Origin of the sequence: Thauera terpenica 58Eu (assembly GCF_000443165.1) — a bacterium.
GTDB classification, from domain to species: domain Bacteria; phylum Pseudomonadota; class Gammaproteobacteria; order Burkholderiales; family Rhodocyclaceae; genus Thauera; species Thauera terpenica.
On the sequence record NZ_ATJV01000103.1, the window covers coordinates 69,347 to 88,860 of the forward strand.

The following is a 19,514-nucleotide window of genomic DNA, read 5'->3' on the forward strand; positions in this document are numbered from 1 at the left end:
ACATCATGAAACTCAAGGCGATTGCGATTGCATCCGCGTTGGCCCTGGCTGGCAGCGCATGGGCGGCGACCGTTCGTGACGAGCCGATCGAGCCGATTCAGGCGGCAAAGGTCACCAACCCTGCCATGGTTGAGCTGGGCAAGAAGCTGTTCTTCGATCCGCGTCTGTCGCGTTCGGGCTTCATTTCGTGCAACTCCTGCCACAACCTGTCCATGGGCGGTAGCGACAACCTGAAGACGTCCATCGGCGACAAGTGGCAGCAGGGCCCGATCAACTCGCCCACGGTGCTGAACTCCAGCCTGGCGGTGGCGCAGTTCTGGGATGGGCGCGCGGCTGACCTCAAGGAGCAGGCCGGTGGCCCCATCGCCAACCCGGGCGAGATGGCCTTCACCCACGATCTGGCGGTGGGCACCCTGCGCTCCATCCCCGGCTATGTCGCCGAATTCAAGTCGGTGTTCGGCTCGGCTGCGATCAACATCGACAAGGTCACGCAGGCGATTGCTGCCTTCGAGGAGACCCTGGTGACGCCCAACTCACCCTTCGACGCCTGGCTGAAGGGCGACGACAAGGCGCTCACCGACCGCGAACTCGCCGGCTATGGCTTGTTCAAGGAGAGCGGTTGCGTGGCCTGTCATAACGGGCCGGCGATGGGCGGAACCTCGTTCCAGAAGATGGGCTTGTTCGAGCCCTACAAGACCAACAACCCCGCCGAAGGCCGCTCCGCCGTTACCGGCAATGACGCCGACCGCATGAACTTCAAGGTGCCGACCTTGCGCAACGTCGAACTCACCTATCCGTACTTCCATGACGGTGAGGCGGCAACGCTGGAGGAGGCGGTGGATGTGATGGGGCGTCTGCAACTGGGACGCAAGTACAGCGAGGCAGAGATCGCTGACATCGTGGCCTTCCTGAAGGCGCTCACCGGCGATCAGCCGACTTTCGTGATGCCCTTGCTGCCGCCGTCTTCCAACGACACGCCCAAGCCCAATCCCTGGGAGTGAGCCTGTAGCCAGAGCCCGGCCGTCCTCGTGTGAAGGGCCGGGCTTGTTGTTGACGCACGAGCGAGCAAGCTCAGACTTGCCCCCTGACGCCTTGCCGACCTGCCTGCCGACTTTCTCCTGTGATCCGTTCAAGCGTTGCACGGTCGCCGCTGCAGCGTGAAAGTCAGCCCGGGGTCAGGCACGGAATCAGGCCCGGAGCCGGAGAGAGACATGAACATCCATACCCCCGCCGAGGCCATCGCCTGCCTGCGCAGCGTCGGCCTTCCCGTTACCCAGCAGCGTATCGAGATCACCCGCGTCCTGTTCGCGCAGCCGGTGCATCTGACGGCCGAGCAGGTGCTCGAGCGCGTGCGCGTGCGTGCGCCCGACACCTCGCGCGCGACCGTCTACAACACGCTGCGCCTGTTCTGCGAGAAAAAATTGGTACGCGAGCTGATTGTCGACCGCGACCGGGCGGTGTTCGATTCCAACGCCAGCGCCCATCACCACCTCTATGACGTCGACACGGGCCAGGTCTGGGACCTTGCGGGTGACGCGCTGCAGGTGGTCGGTGTGCCGATGCTGCCCCCAGGCTTCGAGCTTGAGGAGATCGATCTGATCGTGCGCGTGCGCAGCAAACGCAGTTGATGACCCGGTCGGCCGGAGCGTGGCCGAGGCCGGGCCTCCAGTCGGTTCAACCCGGCGCTGCGCGTGCCTATGGCCGTGCACCGCTTCAGCGCTCGGCCGCCTTCGTATCCGGTTGGGTGATGAAGCCCATCTTTTCGATGCCGGCGGCGCGTGCTTGTGACATCACTTCGGCCAGCTGCTGGTAGCGCGTGTCGCGATCCGCGCGCAGCTGCAGTTCGGGCTGAGGGGTCTGGGCCGCGGCGCTGGCCAGCCGTGCGGGCAGGGTGGTGGCGTCGACGAGCTCGTTGTTCCAGAACAGCTGCCCATCGGCACTGATCGACAGCGCCACGGTCTGTGGCTTTTCCTGCGTGGGCTGGCTGGAGGCCTGAGGCAGGTCGATCTTCACCGAGTGCGTTAGCAGCGGTGCGGTGATCATGAAGACGATCAGCAGCACGAGCATGACGTCGATCAGCGGCACCATGTTGATGTCGCTCTGCAGGGGACGGCTGTCGCCGTCGTTGAAGCTGCCGAAAGCCATCACGCGGCTCCGTGGGCCACGTTCTTCGCCTGTGTCGGTGCGGCGTGCGCGGTGTTTGCCGGTGTGCAGAGCTGGGCGCTGAGGGGGGAGATGCGCGTGCCGGTCGAGAACCAGGCGTGCAGATCGTGGGCGAAGGCATCGAGCTCGGTGAGCTCGACCCGGTTACTGCGGGCGATGGTGTTGTAGGCGAGCACGGCGGGGATGGCGACGAACAGACCGAAGGCAGTCATGATCAGCGCCTCACCGACCGGTCCGGCCACCTTGTCCAGCGTGGCCATGCCCGAGGCGCTGATATTGACCAGCGCATGGTAGATGCCCCATACGGTGCCGAACAGGCCGACGAAGGGCGCGGTGGAGCCGATGGAGGCGAGCAGGGTCATGCCCGACTCGAGCGCGGAGGTCGACAGCACGATCGATTTGCGTAGCGCCCGGGTGATGACCTTGTCGGCGTCGAGCTTGCCGCCGAGCGTGTCGCTGTGTGTATGCCGGCGCACGTGCTGGGTCGCGGCTGCTCCTTGCAGGGCGAGGGCCTCGAACGGTGATTGTGGCGCCAGCGTGCGCAGGCGCTGCAGCCCATTGTCGAGATCGGGTGCGGCCCAGAAGGCTTCCACTGCGTCCTCATGCTTGCGCGCGCGCAGCTGGCGCAGCGTGCGTGCGAGGATCAGATACCAGCTCGTCACCGACATCAGCAGCAAGACCAGCGCGACGCCGCGGATGATGGCGTCGGATTGAGCCCACAGGTGGGCGAGGCCGAAAGCCGGCATGGTTTCCATGGTTCAGTTCCCTTTGAGTTTGAAGACGATGGGCACCAGCACCCAGGCTTCCACCGCGGTATCGCCGCGCCGAGCGGGGACAAAGCGCCAGCGTGCGACGGCGTCTTCGGCGGCACGGTCGAGGCGCTCCGAGCCGGAGCCGGTGCGCACCTCGATGCGCATGGGCTGGCCGTCGGCAGCGACCAGTACGCGCAGCATGACCTCGCCCTCTTCACGCAGGCGACGTGAAAGCATGGGGTAGGCGGGTGCTGGGTTGTTCAGATAGGCGGCATCGAAGCGGGCGGCGGTGAGCGCTGCAGGTGCTGCCTCGCGCACTGGCGCCGCAGCGACGGCAGGAGCGGGGGCGACTGGGGCCGGCGCGACGGTGGGCTCGGAGGTGGGCTCGGGAGTGGGTTCGGTTTGGCTGAGTGCGCTTGCGGACTGCGTCAGCTTCGGTTTGGGGGCCGGTTTGGGGGTGGGCTTGGGGCTCGGTTTGGTGATGGGTTCAGGTGCGGGCTGAGGCTTGGGCGGTGGCGGCTCCAGCTTTTCCACTTTCGGCTGGGGTGGAGTCGGTGGCACGCTGGGAGCGGGCGCTGGGGGCTCCGGCGTGAGCGCGGGTTCGGCCTCAATCAGTGCCAGACTGATCGTCGTGAGCTCAGGAATGAGGACGGGCCGGTTCGCGAACTGGACGAGCAGTGCAAGGCCTGCAGCGTGGGCGATGATGACCAGTCCCGCAAGGCCAAGGCGTTGCAGCGCGCCGCCCTCACCCAGTCTCGCGCTGCTGGCAGGCAGCCGCATGGGCGCGCCAGTGGCTGGGGCGGGGCGCTTGCGGGGCATGGGGAGTGGCTGGCGTGACAACGGCGACAGAGCGGCAGAGGCGGAGTTCATCGGCGAAGGAGAAGGCACAGGCAGTACTGCCACGCGCACGAAGCGCGGGCACGGGTCGCGCCGGAACGCGTACGCTCAGCGCTTGCGCTCTGGGCTCAGGATGCGCTTGGGTCCATCTGCGCTTGCAGGTAGTTCTGCAGGCCCACGCTTTCAATCAGGCCGAGCTGGGTTTCGAGGTAATCGATGTGTTCCTCGGTATCGCTGAGAATGTGCTCGAAAAGTTCGCGTGAGACGTAGTCCTGGCACGATTCACAGTAACCGATGGCTTCGATCAGGTTGCTGCGCCCACCGAGTTCGACCTGCAGGTCGCCCTGCATGCATTCCTTGACGTTCTCGCCGATGAGCAGTTTGTCGAGGTTTTGCAGATTGGGCAGGCCGTCGAGGAAGAGCACGCGCTCGATGAGCATGTCGGCATGCTTCATCTCCTCGATGGATTCGTCGTATTCGTGTTTGCCAAGGCGGGTGAAACCCCAGTTCTTGTACATGCGGGCATGAAGGAAGTACTGGTTGATCGCTGTCAGTTCGATGGTCAGCTGCTTGTTGAGAAGCTGAATGACTTTCTTGTCACCTTTCATGTTGCCTCCAGAGCGAGCGGTAAAGTAGGCCGAGCGAAGGCGGGCGCAGTCGCGACCGCCTGGTCAGTGTGCTGAGCGAGCGCCGAGCGCAGGCAGTCGTGAGCGTAGCGCGCGCAGCGTCCACAATCGGCCGTGACGCCCAGATCCCGTCGCAGTTGACGCAGCGTCGTCATCCCATCGCACACGGCTGCAGCGATATCGCGCTCGGTTACGGCGTTGCACACACAGACGTACATAGTTTAGCCTCGATGGTCAATTCTGCCCGACGGCAGCCCTGACTTATTTGGTCAGGATCAACTTTCCGGAACGGGTTGCGCGCAGCACGTAGTGCACGCCTTGATGCTCGATGGTCACCGCACTGCGGCCCGCGAGCAGCAACGCGGTCGACAGTGTCTGGCTGGCGGTCAGTGTGTCTGAGCCGCTGCTGGCCTTGGGCCGAGGCTCGATGAGGGGCTCATCGAGCGCCTCATCATGGTCGGCCTGCGTGCGGTACGGATCCTGTCGGGGGTACATTGCTTGCTTATGGAAACAATAACGATTCTCATTACAGCATGTGTGCCTTGAGTACGTCAATGCTGGAGTTGAATATTTTGCGGCGGACTAAGAGGGTAAGGCCGGGGCGATCAAGCCCGTCGGGGTGCTACTCGAGGCGCAGGAGAACCCGCAGACTGGGATCCTCGGCGTAAGTCGCGGGCAGGTAGGCGATGGCGTTGGGGTTTTCCAGCAGGATGCGGTGGGCATCGCTCACATTGGCTGATTCAGTGGGCGGCAGTGCGCGACCGGTAAACACCATGCGCGACCAGTAGGCCCTGATCTGACTTGGATTCTTGCCGGTGAGCAGGCGGTAGAACTGGTCACGTACCGGCCCGGACGGCAGATCCAGCAATATCAACGCGCCACGTGCGGAGAGCGTGGCGCGCCGTCCCAGATACAACTGCTCGGCCTCGTCACGGCTCAGTGCCTCGATCGCGCTGTCCATTGCGGTGACGAGCACGATCTCGGCGCGTACCGCGGGCGCGGCAAGCATCAGCAGGATCGATGCGAGCGCGATCCAGCGCCGCAGAGGGCCATGGCGCTTAGAAGACGACATCTATCGAGACACTCAGGGTGTTGATCGTACGATCACTGACGCGCGTCAAGTGGTGGACAGGAAAGAACGCCCCCCATGAGTCGTTGTCGGTGTGCGTGCGTGCGAACTCCATCTTGAAGGCGGCGTCGTGGCGCAGATCCCAGCGCAGGCCCGCGCCAAAGCTGCGTTGGGCGCCATTGCGCGAGGCGTTGAAGCGCTGCAGCGCCGGTTGCCCTGCACTGAGCTGATCACTGATGATCGGGCTGGTCTGTATGGTGCGGGCGAGCTTGAGATAAGGCGTGAACGGCCCGATGTGACGGCCGACGGTGAGATGCCAGCCGTAGGCACTGTTCGCAAAGGCCGCGGCACGACGCGCAGCGTACTCCCCGATCAACAGCCAGCGCTCACCGTCCCACTGGAAACCGGCGGAGGTGAACGAGGTGGCAGCGTCGCTGCCCTGCATTTTGGCAATGATGTGTTCACCGCCGGGAGCGCTTTGCAGTGCATCGAGCAGGCGGCTGGTGAAGGGATCGCCCCAGCGCATGTCGAGCCTTGCTCGTGCGTAGCCCGCATGGAGGGTGAGGGCGCCGCTGGATAGCCCGATGTTCAGACCGCGCAGATGCGACAGTGAGCTGTGGCCGGTTTGCACGATATCGAGCTGACTGCGCCCCAGATAGGGGTGGAGTTCGACGTCCACATCCTTGATTCGCCTGCGGTAAAAAAAGTCGATGCCATCCAGGTCGGAAAATGGGCTGAGTCCATAGACTTCCACCGGCGGGCGCACCCAGGGATGGGCATAGCTGATGAGCATGGAGTCCGAGAGCATGAAGGTGGGCAAGCGCAGGCGCCCCGCCCGTAGCGTGGACTCGGGGGAGAGGGAGTAGCTCAGGAACGCGAGTGAGGCGCGCGGAGTGTAAGTGTTTTTAGGGGTTTCACGGCTCAATACCTGGAGCACGGCTTCGGCGCTGTCGCCGAGGCGAAAGTTGGTCTGTACGCCCAGTACGGTGTCGGGGGCGAAGTCCACGCTCTGTGTGCCGGGAGCCTCGACACCCACCCGCCTGAACTGGAGGTCGTCAGAGTGCGTCAGCACCGCGCCCAGGGTGCCGAAGCCGGAGAAGGTGATGGCGTCGGTGGCGGCGCTCACGGGTGCGGCGTGGGCGGCGATGATGGCCGCAAGTGTTGCCAGTCTGTATTTCACGGTGTTGCCTTTTCCGTTTCCTGACGCATCCACTGCAGCGTCCGGTCGCGGTCCTGGGGACGTGCAAAGTAGTAGCCTTGGCCGTAGTCGCAGCCGAGTTCGCGCAGGACATCGAGTTGTTGTTCGTCCTCGATGCATTCGGCGACAACGGTCATGCCAAGATCATGGGCGAGTTCGATGCTGCGGCGCACGATGGCCTGCAGACGGCGATCTTCGGTGATCGAGCGCACGAAGGAGCCGTCGAGCTTGACCTGATCGCAAGGCATTGTATGGAGGTAGCTCAGGGTTGAGAAGCCGGTACCGAAGTCGTCGATGAGGATCTCTATGCCGGCATGGCGCAACTCCCTCAGGTTGCGGGTTGCGGGGCCGTCGGGGCGGGCAAGGATGCTCTCGGTGACCTCGAAGCGGATGAGTTCGTGCGGCAGGCCATTGCGGTCGATGACGGCCAGCAATTCGGTCGCGAGCATCGGCCGGGCGAGCTGGCGCGCGGAAAGATTGACGCTGACGCGCGCGCGCAGGTTTTCCGGGAGGTTCTTCCAGTTGCGGATGTCGGCGCAGGCGATGCGCAGGACTTCCATGCCCAGGCCGTGGATGAGGTTCAGGGTCTCGGCGAGCGGGATGAACTCGGACGGTGAGAGCAAGCCATGCGTCGGGTGCGGCCAGCGCACCAGCGCTTCGAAACTTGCCGTGCGGTGGTCGGACAGTGCGACGATGGGCTGGTAATGCACCGCCAGCCCGCCATGGGCGAGCGCCCAGCGCAGGTCGGACTCGAGCTGTATCGTGCGCACCGCCTGAGCGTGCATGGAGGCATGGAAAAACTCTATGGGTGCGGTTTCGCTCTGGCGCGCCTTGTGCAGGGCATTGTCCGCGTCGCGCAGCAAGGCCTGCGCGTCCTCGTCATCCGCCTCACTCAAGGCGATGCCGACGCGACAGCGTGGATGGAGGATACGATCGGCCGTGGGCACCGAAAACGAGGGTAGTGCCACCAGGGTCTCGCACACGCGCAGGGCGTCGGCTGAACACGAGAGGCCGTTCAGCAATACCGCGAACTGATCTCCGCCCACTCGGGCAGCGACGTCGCCTTCGCGTATCGCCGTGCTGATGTGGGCCGCGACGCGGCGCAGCAACTCGTCACCAACCGCATGGCCATAGCTGTCGTTCACCAGACTGAAGCGCTCGACATTGATGGCGACGACCGCGACTTCGTCCTCGCCATCGTCGTCGTCATCGCGACGACGCTGGGCGAGGGCGCGATTGACGTGCTCGATGAACAGCGCGCGATTGGGCAGGCCAGTCAGGCCGTCGTGCAGCGCGTCGTGAATGAGCTGCTCCTCGGCGCGCTTGCGGATGTCGATATCGCTGATCGAGCCGGCCATGCGCGTGATCTGGCGCGAGTCGTCGCGGCGCGCCACGCCGCGGGTCAGGACCCAGCGATACTTGCCGTCGGGCAAGCGTACCCGGTGCTCCATCATGAATCGCGAGCTCTTGCCCTTGAGGTGCTCGATCATGCGCTCGCGATAGGCAGGCAGCTCATCGGCGTGGATGAAGTCGAGGAAGGCGTCAGGCGTGGCGGCGAGGCCGCCTGGCGCAAGTCCGAGGATTTCGCAGAAACGATCAGAGTAATAGGCCGTGTCTGCAGGCAGATCCCAGTCCCACAGGCCGTCGTTTGCGCCCCGCATGGCAAGTGCGTGGCGCTCCTCGCTGGCCTTCAGGCGTCCCGCCGTGTCCTGCAGTTCGGCCATGCGCCGCTGCAAGGTGGCCGCCATGATGTTGAAGTGGCGTGAGATGGTGGAAAGTTCGTCGTTGCCGAAGAAAGGTACGCGGTGCTCGAGATGGCCGTCTGCGATGGCCTTGCTGCCCGCCAGCAACCGCCCAAGATTGCGCGTGAGCAGATAGCCCACGGTCGACAGCAGCAGGAAGGTGAGCACGATCTCGGACAGCGCGATCGCCAGCCCCTGCTCGGTGATCGCGCTGCGGGCGGCAGCGAGGCCGGCAATCGACACGCCAAACTGGAGCACGCCGACTTCGTTGCGCGGCAGCAGCAGGGGGCGGCGTACATGCACGAGTTCGTTGCCGAACACGTTTTCAAAGAAGCTGGTGCGGATCACCGTCGGTTCTGGCAGTTCTGCCATGTCGACCAGCCCGGCCTTCACCAGTGGTTGAAGATCGGGGGTGACGATGCGCACGTAGACCAGGCCTTCGCTCGCGCCCACCAGTAGTTCACCGAGCACGTCCTCCAGTTCCTCGTAGCGCTGCTGCTCGCCATAGGTCGTGGCCATGGCGTGCAGCATGCTTGCATTCTGGCTGATGGTGGTGTCCAGGCTGGCCGATGCGGCGTTGTTCATCAGCCGCACGCTGTTGGCCAGCAGCAGGCTGAGCAGCACCACCTGCACGGTGGTGCTGGCCAGCAGCAGCCGGAAGCGGATCGAAGAGGAGCGAAAGGTGAAGGACATCAAGGGGGTCCGGCGCTCTCCAGTGCATGTACAACGCAGGTCTGGAGACGAGTTTCTGAAGTATCCCCGGGCGAGCCTGGGCTCTCAGTCCAGGGTGTCGGAGCGCGCTGCAACTTCAACGCTTCGCCTGGCGTTTGACGGTCGTGGAGGCGTCAATGCGTCCGCCCGCGGCGAAGGCCTCAAGATTGCTCTCTATGCGATCAGGATCATATAGGTAGTTGACCATGATCCCCCATGATTGCGTGAGACCTCTCGTCGACGTATCGGCCAGCCAGTTCAGGCGTTCGATGCGCGCGCCGTTGCCAAGATGGAAGCGTGCTACGGCGTCCACCGGCTTGTCATCCCGGCTGGCGTGCATCAGGTAGCGTGCGGCCAGACGCAGCAGGGGTTCGCGCAGGGCAGGGGTGAGTTGCGGGGCGGACAGGCATGTGCCCGCGCCTTCGCTTGTGCCCTCCAGCAGGGCGGCCAGCTGCGGGCTCTCCGGCCCGTCCACGCCCGCGGCGGCGAGGCGCTTCCAGTCGCTCGCGCTGAAGACCTGCGCCAGCTCCTGCGGGTTGCGTTGAGCCCAGCGCATCAGGCCGGGAAGGGGTGACAGGGTGGCGAAGGTCTTGAGGCGGGGGAAGTCGCGCTGGAGATCGTCCACAACGCGCTTGAGCAGGAAGTTGCCGAAGGAGACGCCGCGCAGACCGGCCTGGGTGGCGCTGATCGAGTAGAAGATCGCCGTGGTGGCCTTGCTGGCATCGGTGAGGGGCGCCTCGATGTCGAGCAGGCGCTGCACATCGTCGGCAAGCTCTTCGAGCAGCGCCACCTGGACAAAGATGAGCGGTTCGAGCGGCATGCGCGGATGGAAAAAGGCATAGCAGCGGCGGTCCGAGTCGAGGCGATTCTTGAGGTCATCCCAGGAGCGGATCTCGTGCACCGCCTCGTATTGCACCAGCCTTTCCAGCAGCGCGGCCGGAGAGGCCCAGGTGATGCGCTGCAACTCGAGAAAGCCGACGTCAAACCACGCTGACAGGCGGGCTTCGAGTTCGCGGTCCAGGGGCTTGAGCTGGGGGTCGTCGACGACGAAGCGCAGCAGGTCGGCGCGCAGGTCGACGAGGAACTTGACGCCCTGCGGGATGGCATTGAACTGGGTCAGGATGCGCAGCCGGCGCGAACGCATGGCGGCGCGCAACTGCGCTTCAGCGTCCCATTGCGCGGGCGTGTTGACTGCAGCCTGGTAAGCGCTGTGTGCGGCCTGAACTTGCGCCGGATCGGGGCCGAATTCGAGCGCGATCATGCGCAGGACCGCCTTGCGTCCGCTGTCGTCGAGGCGCAGATAGGCTTCGGCAAGGCGCGCCGCGCGCTGGCGTGTGGAGATTTCACCGCCGCGGCCTTCAGCACATTCGTGCAGTTGCGCGCGAATCCTCTCCAGGCTGCGTGCCGTGGGTTCGGTCGCCTGCTCGCCCCTGCCGTTCATCAGCTGCCTCATGCGGGAGAGGCTGCGCGATACGAGTCCGGTCTCTGACATGGTTTCCCTGAGTCCCTATGCGTGACCGTTCGATCATAACGCTTGCCTGACGCACACTTGCCGAATTGCGGTGGCGAGTGAGGAGGCATGTCACGGCGGAGCTTGGATTCAGTTGCTGAGCGCTGGCCGCGGTGAGGCTTGCGTCTATGTGCCGCGTTTGCTTTGGCGCAACACGACGGCGCCGATGATCACCATGGGCACGCACAGCCACTGTGCGGTCGACAGGCCGAACGCGAGGGTGCCGAAGATGCCGGGGTCGGGGGTGCGGAAGAATTCCGCGCCGAAGCGCAGGCTGCCGTAGCCGATCAGGAACATCGCCGAGACTGCGCGCAGCGGGCGCGGGCTGGCAGAGTAGGTCCACAGGATGATGAACAGCAAGATACCCTCGCCCAGCACCTGATACAGCTGCGACGGGTGGCGTGGCAAGGCGTCCACCCAGGGAAAGACCATCGCCCATGGCAGTTCGGTGTCCACCGCCCGCCCCCACAACTCGCCATTGATGAAGTTGCCCATGCGCCCGGCGGCCAGGCCGGTCGGCACCAGCGGGGCGATGAAGTCGGTCACCTGCCAGAAGCCCTTGCCGTGACGCCTGCCGTAGAGCCACATCGCGGCGAGGACGCCGAGGAAGCCGCCGTGAAAGCTCATGCCGCCCTTCCAGATGGCGAGGATCTGCGCCGGGTGCTCGATGTAATAGCCAGGCTGGAAGAACAGCACTTCACCCAGGCGCCCGCCGATGATCACCCCAAGCACCCCATACAGCAGCACATCGTCCAGCATCTGGGCGTTCCAGCCCAGTTCGGGGCGGCGGCGCGCATGCAGGCGCCCGAGCACGATGAAGAGGGTGAAGGCGATGAGATACATCAACCCATACCAGCGCACCGAAAGCGGGCCGACGGAGAAGGCGATGGGGTCGAACTGGGGATGGATCAGCATGGGTGCAGCGCTCGGCGGGGGCAGCAGTGTCTGGAGGCCAGGCCGCGCTGCAGGGCAGCCGGCCTGGTGGTGCGCATGTTCAGTCGAACTGCTGGCGGAAGAGGTCGAAGGCGCTGCGCAGCGCCTCCACGTCTTCACGCAGACTGCGCACTTCGTCCTCCAGTTCCGCGATGCGGCCGCGCCCAGCGCTGGCGCCGCCTGCGTGCTGGCTTTCGGCCATCTCTTCCACCGCGGCTTCGCCCCCGAGCAGATGGACGTGGCGGGTCTCCTTGGTGCCGGGCGCGCGCGCCAGGGGGCGCGTCAGCGCCGGATATTTTTCTGCCAGGTGTTCGAGCACGGCATCAACTGCAGCGATGTCGTCAAAACGGTGCAGGCGCTCACAGCGCTGGCGCAACTCGCCCGCAGTCTGCGCGCCACGCAGCATCAGTGTCGCCAGCACCGCCTGTTCGGGCGGCGGTAGCGAATGGCGCAGGCGCACCAGGTGTTCGTACTTGGCGACGCGGGCGCTGGGCTGGTCGCGCTTGGAGACCAGGCGACGCCCGATCAGGCTGTCGATCGCAGCCTGCACTTCGGCTTCCGACAGGCTCATCACCGGCTCGCGCGCGGTGAGCTGGTTGCTGCCGGTGAGGATGGCGTTGATCGACATCGGATAGGCGTCGGGGGTGACGAAGGCTTTCTCGATGAGCACGCCGAGCACGCGGATTTCAACGGCGTCGAGATCGAAACCCGCCTCGGCAGAAGATTCGGCGGACGACCCGGTGGCGGGGGTGGGCGCTTGCATGATGGCTCCTGAGCTAAGGCGAGAGCCGGGATGATACGCATGCTTCGTTGCGCGCGTTAGAATCACCGACCTTTCTGCACAGTTATCGGAGCGCCGTCATGCCTCAGTATCGTTCCCGCACCTCCACCGCCGGTCGTAACATGGCGGGTGCCCGCGCGCTGTGGCGCGCCACCGGCATGAAGGACGGTGACTTCGAAAAGCCGATCATCGCGATCGCCAACAGCTTCACCCAGTTCGTGCCCGGCCACGTGCACCTGAAGGACATGGGCCAGTTGGTCGCGCGCGAGATCGAGGCCGCCGGCGGCGTCGCCAAGGAGTTCAACACCATCGCGGTCGATGACGGCATCGCCATGGGTCACGGCGGCATGCTGTACTCGCTGCCTTCGCGCGAGCTCATCGCCGACAGCGTCGAGTACATGTGCAACGCCCACACCGCGGACGCGCTGGTGTGCATCTCGAACTGCGACAAGATCACCCCGGGCATGCTGATGGCTGCGCTGCGCCTCAACATCCCCGCGATCTTCGTCTCGGGCGGGCCGATGGAGGCGGGCAAGGTCAAGTGGGAGGCCAAGGTCATCTCGCTCGACCTCGTCGATGCGATGGTGAAGGCGGCCGACAAGGACTGCTCCGACGAAGAGCTGGCGGCGGTCGAGCGCTCCGCCTGCCCGACCTGTGGTTCGTGCTCGGGCATGTTCACCGCCAACTCGATGAACTGCCTCACCGAGGCGCTGGGCCTGTCGCTGCCGGGCAACGGCACCACGCTCGCCACCCATGCCGATCGTGAGCAGCTGTTCAAGGAGGCGGGGCACCGCATCGTCGACCTGGCACGGCGCTACTACGAGCACGATGACGAGTCGGCGCTGCCGCGTTCGATTGCGAGCTTCGCCGCGTTCGAGAACGCGATCAGCCTCGACGTCGCCATGGGCGGCTCGACCAACACCGTGCTGCACCTGCTGGCCGCCGCGCACGAGGCGGGCGTGGACTTCACCATGAAGGACATCGACCGCATCAGCCGGCGCGTGCCCTGCCTGTGCAAGGTGGCGCCCGCCATCGCCGATGTGCACGTCGAGGACGTGCACCGTGCAGGCGGCATCATGAGCATCCTCGGTGAGCTCGATCGCGCCGGCCTCATCAACCGCGAGGTGCCGACTGTGCACAGCAGGAGCATGGCGGAGGCCATCGCGCGCTGGGACATCATGCAGGCGCATGACCCCGAGGTGTTCAGGCTGTTTCGCGCCGCGCCCGGTGGGGTGCCGACGCAGGTCGCGTTCTCGCAGAACCGGCGCTGGAACGAGCTCGACATGGATCGCGCGCACGGCATCATCCGTGACCACGCCCATGCTTTCAGCCAGGACGGCGGCCTCGCCGTGCTCTACGGCAACATCGCCGAGAAAGGCTGCATCGTGAAGACGGCGGGTGTCGATGAGTCGATCTGGAAGTTCACCGGCAAGGCACGGGTGTACGAAAGCCAGGAAGATGCGGTGGAGGGCATTCTGGGTGAACAGGTGCAGCCCGGTGAGGTGGTCATCATTCGCTACGAAGGGCCGAAGGGCGGGCCGGGGATGCAGGAAATGCTCTATCCGACCTCCTACCTGAAGAGCCGGGGGCTGGGTGCGCAATGCGCGCTGCTCACCGACGGGCGCTTCTCGGGTGGCACGTCTGGCCTTTCCATCGGTCACGCCTCGCCCGAGGCCGCCTGCGGCGGTGCGATCGCCCTGATCGAGGATGGCGACACGATTGCGATCGACATTCCGCAGCGCAGCATCGAGCTCGTCATTTCTGCGGACGAACTCGCCGCGCGCCGGCGTGCGATGGACGCCAAGGGTGCTGCGGCCTGGAAGCCCGTCAAGCGCGAGCGCCTGGTGTCGGCTGCCCTGCAGGCCTACGCCGCGCTCACCACCTCGGCCGATACCGGCGCGGTGCGCGACGTGACTCAGGTGCAGCGTTGATTGACCGCTGGGAAAGCCCTCTCTAACATCGGCGCCATGGAAACCGAACTTGCCCAGCTCGAGACTCAGCTCGAACAACTCATTGGCCGCTACGGCCGCCTGAAAGCCGACAACAGCGGCCTGCATGGACGCGTCGCGCAACTCGAGGCCGACAACCGCAAGCTCTCGGCCAAGCTCAAGCTTGCCACCGAGCGGCTTGAGGCCGTGCTCGACAAATTGCCGGAGGCTTGAGAAACGTGTCGATGAATCAACTGGATGTGATGTTGCTGGGCAAGGAGTATCGGGTTTCGTGCACTCCCGAAACGCGGGACGAGCTGCTGGCAACCGTGGCCTACCTCAGCGACAAGTTCTCGGATCTGAGCGTGAAGACAAACGCGACAGGCGAAAAGCTGGCGGTCATGACCGCCCTCAATATCGCCCATGAATTCCTCCAGCATCAGCGTGGCGACGGGTTTGACATGGCGGGTGTGAAGCGTAGAATCGGACTCATGAAAGCACGCCTCGATGGGGTGCTGGAGCAACAGGAAAAGCCTTTCTGAGGGAGCGCTCCGGGCAAGCCGAAATGCAGTACCGATCAATCCCCTGCAGTGTTCGTCGAAGTCGTAGATTCCTTGAACCAATAGTCGAGAGACTCGGTTGCCGACCATTGATGCCGCTGGTGTGAACGCCCCTAGTCGGGTGATCCTGAAGCGGAAGGAACGCAGCCTCCCTGAACCCTAGGTTCAGGACACTCGGCCTAGACGGCACAGGCGGGGGGCCAAACGAAAAGGCGCAGCCATGACGGTTGCGCCTTTTTGCGTTTACTTTGCGTGTACCGGGGATTTTCGCCAAGTGCAGGGGCTGGCGCGCGGCACCCCGTATTGAAAACTTCGAACCCGGGCCGCCGTGACCAGGTCCATCACGGGCATCGTCCGGTTGCGGGCGACGATAGCCTAAGCAATAAGGATCTCTGTGCATGATTTTCGATCTCTGGTGGTTGAGTTACCCGGTGCTGGGCGCGGTCGTGGGTTTCGTTGCCGGTCTGCTCGGTGTCGGTGGCGGCGGCATCATGGTGCCCATCCTGACGACGCTCTTCCTCGCCCAGGGCTTTGCGCTGGCGCAGGTGGTGCACATGGCGCTCGGTACCTCGATGGCCGCCATCGTGCTGACCTCGATCTCCAGCCTGCGCGCCCATCATGCCCATGGCGCAGTGCATTGGGGCGTGGTGCGCCGGATCACGCCCGGCATCCTCGTGGGCACCTTTGCCGGCACTTTCATTGCGTCCAGGGTGGATACGGCGGGGCTGGCGATCTTCTTCGCCGTGTTCATGGCCTACGTGTCGATTCAGATGCTGCTCAACATCAAGCCCAAGCCCAGCCGCGAGTTGCCCGGCCTGGCGGGCATGACGGCTGTCGGTCTGGGCATAGGCGGCGTGTCGGCGCTGGTGGCGATCGGTGGCGGCTCGCTGTCGGTACCCTTCATGACCTGGTGCAACCTCAAGGTGCAGAACGCGATCGGCACGTCGGCGGCGATCGGGCTGCCGATCGCGCTCGCCGGCACCCTCGGCTATCTCGTCAATGGCTGGAACGCCGCTGGAACCCCCGCGCTGACGCTGGGCTATGTGTATCTGCCCGCGCTCGTGCTGGTGTCACTGGTCAGCATGGTGATGGCGCCGATGGGCGCGCGCCTGGCGCATCGCTTGCCGGTGGCGCTGCTGAAGAAGATCTTTGCCGGCTTGCTGATGGCGCTGTGCGCGAAGATGCTGCACAGCATCTTTGGCTGACGTGAGCGCGGCGCGGGCACGCGGCCGTTTCGGTCTAGGGCGCGGGGCGGAGGGCCTCGTGCAGGGTCTTGAAGTTGGAGCGCATCATCGACAGATAGTCGGGCGCCGGACCGCCCGCCGCCGACAGCGCGTCCGAGTACAGGGTGCCCCCGACGCGAGTGCCGCTTTCGCTGCGGATGCGCTCGATCAGGCGCGGCTCGACCACGTTTTCGATGAAGACCGCGGGGATTTCTTCCGTCTTGAGCTGGCGGATCAGGCTGGCGACGTCCTTGGCGGTGGGTTCGGCGTTGTTCGATACGCCAACCGGTGACAGGAAGCGGATGCCGTAGGCCTGGCCGAAGTAGGCGAAGGCGTCGTGCGAACTCACCACCTTGCGGCGCTCGCTGGGCAGGGCTGCGAAGGCGGCGCGGATCTCGCTGTCGAGCGCTTTGAGCTCACCGTTGTAGCGCTCGGCGTTGGCACGATAAGTGTCGGCGTGGGTGGGGTCGGTGAGTGCCAGCGCGGCGGCGATATTGGCCACATAGCGCTGTGCGTTGCCAAGGTCCTGCCAGGCGTGCGGGTCGGCAGCGTGCGCGTGGCCGTGCTGGTAGGCGTGGCTATCGTGGCCGTGGTCATCGCCATCGACCATCGCCAGCGTGTTGATGCCCGCGCTGGCGACCACGATCTGGCCCTTGAAGCCGCCCGAGCGCGCGAGCCGCGTCATCCAGTCGTCGAAGCCCAGGCCATTGACCACCACCAGCGCGGAGGCGCCGATGGCACGGGCGTCGGACGGACGCGGCTGGAAGGCGTGGGCGTCTTCGTCGGTGCCCACCAGGGTTCGAACATTGACCTTGTCGCCACCGACCTGGCGCACGAGGTCGCCCAGGATGCTGAAACTGGTCGTCACCTCCAGCGCCGGTGGCTGCGCCAGGGTGGTCGTGCTGCTGAGGGTGAACAGGCCAAGGGCGGCGGCAAAGCGGCACAGCGTCAGTCGGTGGGTTTTCATGGCGGCACGTCAGGGTGAGTGGATGGGAAGTGGGGAGCGGTCAGGACTCGAGGTGGTGGCGCACCGGCAGGCGGCCGGCCAGCAGCCCGCCCGGTGCGGCGAGCAGCGAGATGAAATACACCAGGCCACACATCAACACGATTGCCGGCCCGGCCGGCACGTCGGCGTGGAAGGACAGCAGCAGGCCGGCGGCGCCACTGCCGAAGGCGAACAGCACGGCGAGCAGCAGCAGCATGGGCAGGCCGCGCGCCCATAGCCGCGCTGCGGCCGAAGGCAGGATCATGATGCCCACTGCCATCAGGGTGCCAAGGGCGTGAAAGCCGCTCACCAGGTTGAGCACCACCAGCATCAGAAAGCCGTAATGCGCCGCCGCAGACCAGTTGCTGACGCCGCGCAGAAAGGCCGGATCAAAGCACTCCATCACCAGCGGGCGGAACAGCAAGGCGAGGCAGAACAGGGTGACGCTGGCGATCGTGGTGATCAGCAGCAGTGAGCCGTCGTCCAGTGCCAGCACCGAGCCGAACAGCACATGCAGCAGGTCGAGGTTGCGCCCGCGCAGCGACACGATCATCACGCCTGCTGCCAGCGACAGCAGGTAGAAGGCGGCGAGGCTGGCGTCTTCCTTGAGCACCGACGCGCGCGTGACCACGCCTGCGGCGAGCACCACGAACAGTCCGGCGATGATGCCACCAATCGTCATCGCGCCCAGCGACAAGCCGAAGGTGAGGTAGCCGAGCGCCGCGCCGGGCAGGATGGCGTGGCTCATGGCGTCGCCCATCAGGCTCATGCGGCGCAGCAGCAGGAACACGCCGACCGGCGTGGCGCCCAGCGCAAGCGCCAGGCAGCCGGCCAGTGCGCGGCGCATGAAGGCAAAGTCGGTGAAGGGCGAGATGAGGAAGTCGGTCACGGTGAGGGCGCAATGAAGGTGCTGCGAAGTGGGGCGAAGAGCTGCAGGGGTGATCCGGGGCTAGTGGCGATGCGCGGCGTGACCGTGCGCCTCGGGGTGGGCTTGCGGCTGCGCAGCGCCAGGCAGGGGGGGGGCGGTGGCGGGCGCGCCTTCGAGCTGGCATTCGGGTGCGTCGTCGTTGAACGCTTCGGACAGGTGGCGCGCGCGCGCGAGCAGTTCAGTCGTCAATACCTGGGCGGTGGGGCCGAATGCCACCGGTTCGCGCGACAGCAACAAACAGGTCGGAAAGTGGCGGCGCACCTGCTCGAGGTCGTGCACCACGGTGAGCACCGTGCGTCCTTCGCGATGCCAGCCCAGGATGAGGGCGATGAGATCATCCACGGTGCGAGTGTCGATGGCCGCGAAGGGCTCGTCGAGCAGGATCAGCGGCGCATCCTGCAGGATCAGGCGGGCAAAGCGCGCGCGCTGCAGCTGCCCGCCCGACAGCGAGCCGATCAGACGCGCCTCGAAACCGGCCATGCCCACCGCGGCCAGGGCGTCGTGCACGCGCTGGCGCTGCGCCCGCGACAGGCCCCCGAAGGCGCCCACTTCGCGCCATAGTCCCATGGCGACGACGTCGAACACCGACACCGGAAAACCATGGTCGATCTCGCCACGCTGCGGCAGATAGGCGAGCGCGCGCGGGTGCACGCCGGGCATCAGGATGCGGCCACCGATCGGGCGCAGCTCGCCCGCCAGGCCTTTGAGCAGGGTGGACTTGCCGGCGCCGTTGGGGCCAATGACAGCCACCAGCGCGCCGGCCGCAATGTCGCCGCTGAGGTGGTGCACCGCCGGGTGGCGGTCATAGCCCAGCGTGAGGTTTTCGATTCGGATCAAGGGAGTGGCAGGATGCGTGTTCAATTCATCGCCCACCATACGGTGAGCCACAGCACACCACTGCCCAGCGTTGCAAGGCCCAGGCGCGCGCCAACGCCGACGCCGAGCAGGCTGCGCGGCGGGTAGGCCCACGGTCTGGGTGCAGGGGAAGGGGGCTTGCGCTCGTGCGCGTGATGGTGCGCGGTGTTGTTCATCGCGCCTCCATCTTGAGGCCGCGGCGGCCGCAGTCGGCACAGGCGCCGTGCAGCACGAGTTCGCTGCGGTCCAGCTCGAAGCCGGCAGGCAGCGCCGGCTTCGAGTCGGAGGGCACGTCTTCCAGGCACAGCACCTGGCCGCAACGGTCGCAGTGGAAGTGTGCGTGGCGGTGCTCGCCGCCGCGCCGGATCTCGAAGCGCCAGGCGCGCTCACTGGCCGCGATGCGCTGCGCGATGTCCTTGTCGACGAGCCATTCGAGCGCGCGATAGAGCGTGACACGGTCGTGGGCGATGCCGGCATCGGTGAGCGCGACACCGACCTCGTCATGGGACAGCGGGTGCGCAGCGCCCTGCAAGGCCTCGATGACGGCGACCCGGGTGCGCGTGACGCGGCCGCCGTGCGCGGCAATCAGCGCGCTGGCGGTGGTCGCGGGGAAATCCGCAGGAACAGGGCTGGAAGAGGCAGGGGCGGGCATGACAGAATGGCGGCCGTTCGAGTTTTGATGCAACATTGTAGCATTTGAAACCTGAGCCAAG

Annotated in this window: 23 protein-coding genes and 1 other RNA gene; 7 read left to right on the forward strand and 17 right to left on the reverse strand. The window is 65.5% G+C overall.

Features of this window, described 5'->3' with window-relative positions; all coding sequences use genetic code 11:
* Nucleotides 1-5 precede the first annotated feature (5 nt).
* Together M622_RS37375 and M622_RS37380 are read left to right on the forward strand one after the other, a co-directional pair.
* Nucleotides 6-1,001, forward strand: a complete 996-nt coding sequence (locus M622_RS37375) for a cytochrome-c peroxidase (protein WP_021250844.1) — start codon at nt 6-8, stop codon at nt 999-1,001.
* A 210-nt stretch (nt 1,002-1,211) separates the two neighbouring features.
* Nucleotides 1,212-1,628: a Fur family transcriptional regulator gene (locus tag M622_RS37380; RefSeq protein ID WP_021250845.1), complete on the forward strand. Its 417-nt coding sequence runs from the start codon at nt 1,212-1,214 to the stop codon at nt 1,626-1,628.
* 85 nt (nt 1,629-1,713) lie between these two features.
* Here M622_RS37380 and M622_RS37385 read toward each other — a convergent pair whose 3' ends face one another.
* The 12 genes from M622_RS37385 to M622_RS37435 form a co-directional block, all read right to left on the reverse strand.
* On the reverse strand, nt 1,714-2,145 hold the full coding sequence (locus M622_RS37385; protein ID WP_021250846.1) for an ExbD/TolR family protein: 432 nt from the start codon (nt 2,143-2,145) through the stop codon (nt 1,714-1,716).
* Complete coding sequence (locus M622_RS37390) at nt 2,145-2,918, reverse strand: MotA/TolQ/ExbB proton channel family protein (RefSeq protein WP_021250847.1); 774 nt, start codon at nt 2,916-2,918, stop codon at nt 2,145-2,147. Before M622_RS37390 ends, M622_RS37385 begins: the two co-directional genes overlap by 1 nt.
* Nucleotides 2,919-2,921: 3 nt before the next feature.
* Nucleotides 2,922-3,695 carry an energy transducer TonB gene (locus M622_RS37395; RefSeq protein ID WP_021250848.1) on the reverse strand — a complete coding sequence of 258 codons (774 nt, stop codon included), beginning with the start codon at nt 3,693-3,695 and terminating at the stop codon, nt 2,922-2,924.
* Between the two features lie 185 nt (nt 3,696-3,880).
* Nucleotides 3,881-4,360, reverse strand: coding sequence for a bacterioferritin (gene bfr / locus M622_RS37400; RefSeq protein ID WP_021250849.1), 480 nt, complete (start codon nt 4,358-4,360; stop codon nt 3,881-3,883).
* Complete coding sequence (locus M622_RS39965) at nt 4,357-4,596, reverse strand: (2Fe-2S)-binding protein (protein WP_084520808.1); 240 nt, start codon at nt 4,594-4,596, stop codon at nt 4,357-4,359. Before M622_RS39965 ends, bfr begins: the two co-directional genes overlap by 4 nt.
* 43 nt (nt 4,597-4,639) lie before the next feature.
* Entirely contained in the window at nt 4,640-4,873 is a 234-nt protein-coding gene (gene hemP, locus M622_RS37405) for a hemin uptake protein HemP (RefSeq protein ID WP_021250850.1), read from the reverse strand.
* 127 nt (nt 4,874-5,000) lie between these two features.
* On the reverse strand, nt 5,001-5,450 hold the full coding sequence (locus M622_RS37410; protein WP_021250851.1) for a hypothetical protein: 450 nt from the start codon (nt 5,448-5,450) through the stop codon (nt 5,001-5,003).
* A complete protein-coding gene (locus tag M622_RS37415; RefSeq protein ID WP_021250852.1) occupies nt 5,437-6,627 on the reverse strand; it encodes a hypothetical protein in 1,191 nt (396 codons plus the stop codon). The genes M622_RS37410 and M622_RS37415 overlap by 14 nt, the downstream gene beginning before the upstream one ends.
* Nucleotides 6,624-9,080 (reverse strand): EAL domain-containing protein, encoded by a 2,457-nt coding sequence (locus M622_RS37420; RefSeq protein WP_021250853.1) that lies wholly within the window; start codon nt 9,078-9,080, stop codon nt 6,624-6,626. The genes M622_RS37415 and M622_RS37420 overlap by 4 nt, the downstream gene beginning before the upstream one ends.
* Nucleotides 9,081-9,195: 115 nt before the next feature.
* Nucleotides 9,196-10,590: a malonyl-CoA decarboxylase gene (locus M622_RS37425; protein WP_031347518.1), complete on the reverse strand. Its 1,395-nt coding sequence runs from the start codon at nt 10,588-10,590 to the stop codon at nt 9,196-9,198.
* A gap of 144 nt (nt 10,591-10,734) precedes the next feature.
* Nucleotides 10,735-11,523 carry a prolipoprotein diacylglyceryl transferase gene (lgt, locus tag M622_RS37430; protein WP_021250855.1) on the reverse strand — a complete coding sequence of 263 codons (789 nt, stop codon included), beginning with the start codon at nt 11,521-11,523 and terminating at the stop codon, nt 10,735-10,737.
* Nucleotides 11,524-11,602: 79 nt separating this feature from the next.
* Nucleotides 11,603-12,304, reverse strand: coding sequence for a YceH family protein (locus M622_RS37435; protein WP_021250856.1), 702 nt, complete (start codon nt 12,302-12,304; stop codon nt 11,603-11,605).
* Nucleotides 12,305-12,402: 98 nt separating this feature from the next.
* Here M622_RS37435 and ilvD point away from each other — a divergent pair, with 98 nt between their 5' ends.
* The 5 genes from ilvD (at nt 12,403) to M622_RS37455 (ending at nt 16,015) form a co-directional block, all read left to right on the forward strand.
* Nucleotides 12,403-14,253, forward strand: a complete 1,851-nt coding sequence (gene ilvD, locus M622_RS37440) for a dihydroxy-acid dehydratase (RefSeq protein WP_031347519.1) — start codon at nt 12,403-12,405, stop codon at nt 14,251-14,253.
* 36 nt (nt 14,254-14,289) lie between these two features.
* A complete protein-coding gene (locus tag M622_RS37445; protein WP_021250858.1) occupies nt 14,290-14,484 on the forward strand; it encodes a hypothetical protein in 195 nt (64 codons plus the stop codon).
* Nucleotides 14,485-14,495: 11 nt separating this feature from the next.
* Nucleotides 14,496-14,792: a cell division protein ZapA gene (locus M622_RS37450; protein WP_021250859.1), complete on the forward strand. Its 297-nt coding sequence runs from the start codon at nt 14,496-14,498 to the stop codon at nt 14,790-14,792.
* A 37-nt stretch (nt 14,793-14,829) separates the two neighbouring features.
* Nucleotides 14,830-15,013: non-coding RNA, 6S RNA (gene ssrS, locus M622_RS39970), on the forward strand.
* A gap of 195 nt (nt 15,014-15,208) precedes the next feature.
* A complete protein-coding gene (locus M622_RS37455) occupies nt 15,209-16,015 on the forward strand; it encodes a sulfite exporter TauE/SafE family protein (protein WP_021250860.1) in 807 nt (268 codons plus the stop codon).
* 34 nt (nt 16,016-16,049) lie between these two features.
* Here M622_RS37455 and M622_RS37460 read toward each other — a convergent pair whose 3' ends face one another.
* The 5 genes from M622_RS37460 to M622_RS37475 are packed head-to-tail and all read right to left on the reverse strand — an operon-like array spanning nt 16,050 to nt 19,453.
* Entirely contained in the window at nt 16,050-17,000 is a 951-nt protein-coding gene (locus tag M622_RS37460; protein ID WP_021250861.1) for a metal ABC transporter solute-binding protein, Zn/Mn family, read from the reverse strand.
* A 40-nt stretch (nt 17,001-17,040) separates the two neighbouring features.
* A complete protein-coding gene (locus tag M622_RS37465) occupies nt 17,041-17,907 on the reverse strand; it encodes a metal ABC transporter permease (protein ID WP_021250862.1) in 867 nt (288 codons plus the stop codon).
* 60 nt (nt 17,908-17,967) lie between these two features.
* A complete protein-coding gene (locus M622_RS37470; RefSeq protein WP_021250863.1) occupies nt 17,968-18,822 on the reverse strand; it encodes a metal ABC transporter ATP-binding protein in 855 nt (284 codons plus the stop codon).
* Nucleotides 18,804-18,977 carry a hypothetical protein gene (locus M622_RS40355; protein WP_021250864.1) on the reverse strand — a complete coding sequence of 58 codons (174 nt, stop codon included), beginning with the start codon at nt 18,975-18,977 and terminating at the stop codon, nt 18,804-18,806. The genes M622_RS37470 and M622_RS40355 overlap by 19 nt, the downstream gene beginning before the upstream one ends.
* Nucleotides 18,974-19,453 (reverse strand): Fur family transcriptional regulator, encoded by a 480-nt coding sequence (locus M622_RS37475; protein ID WP_021250865.1) that lies wholly within the window; start codon nt 19,451-19,453, stop codon nt 18,974-18,976. Before M622_RS37475 ends, M622_RS40355 begins: the two co-directional genes overlap by 4 nt.
* Nucleotides 19,454-19,514: the final 61 nt, after the last annotated feature.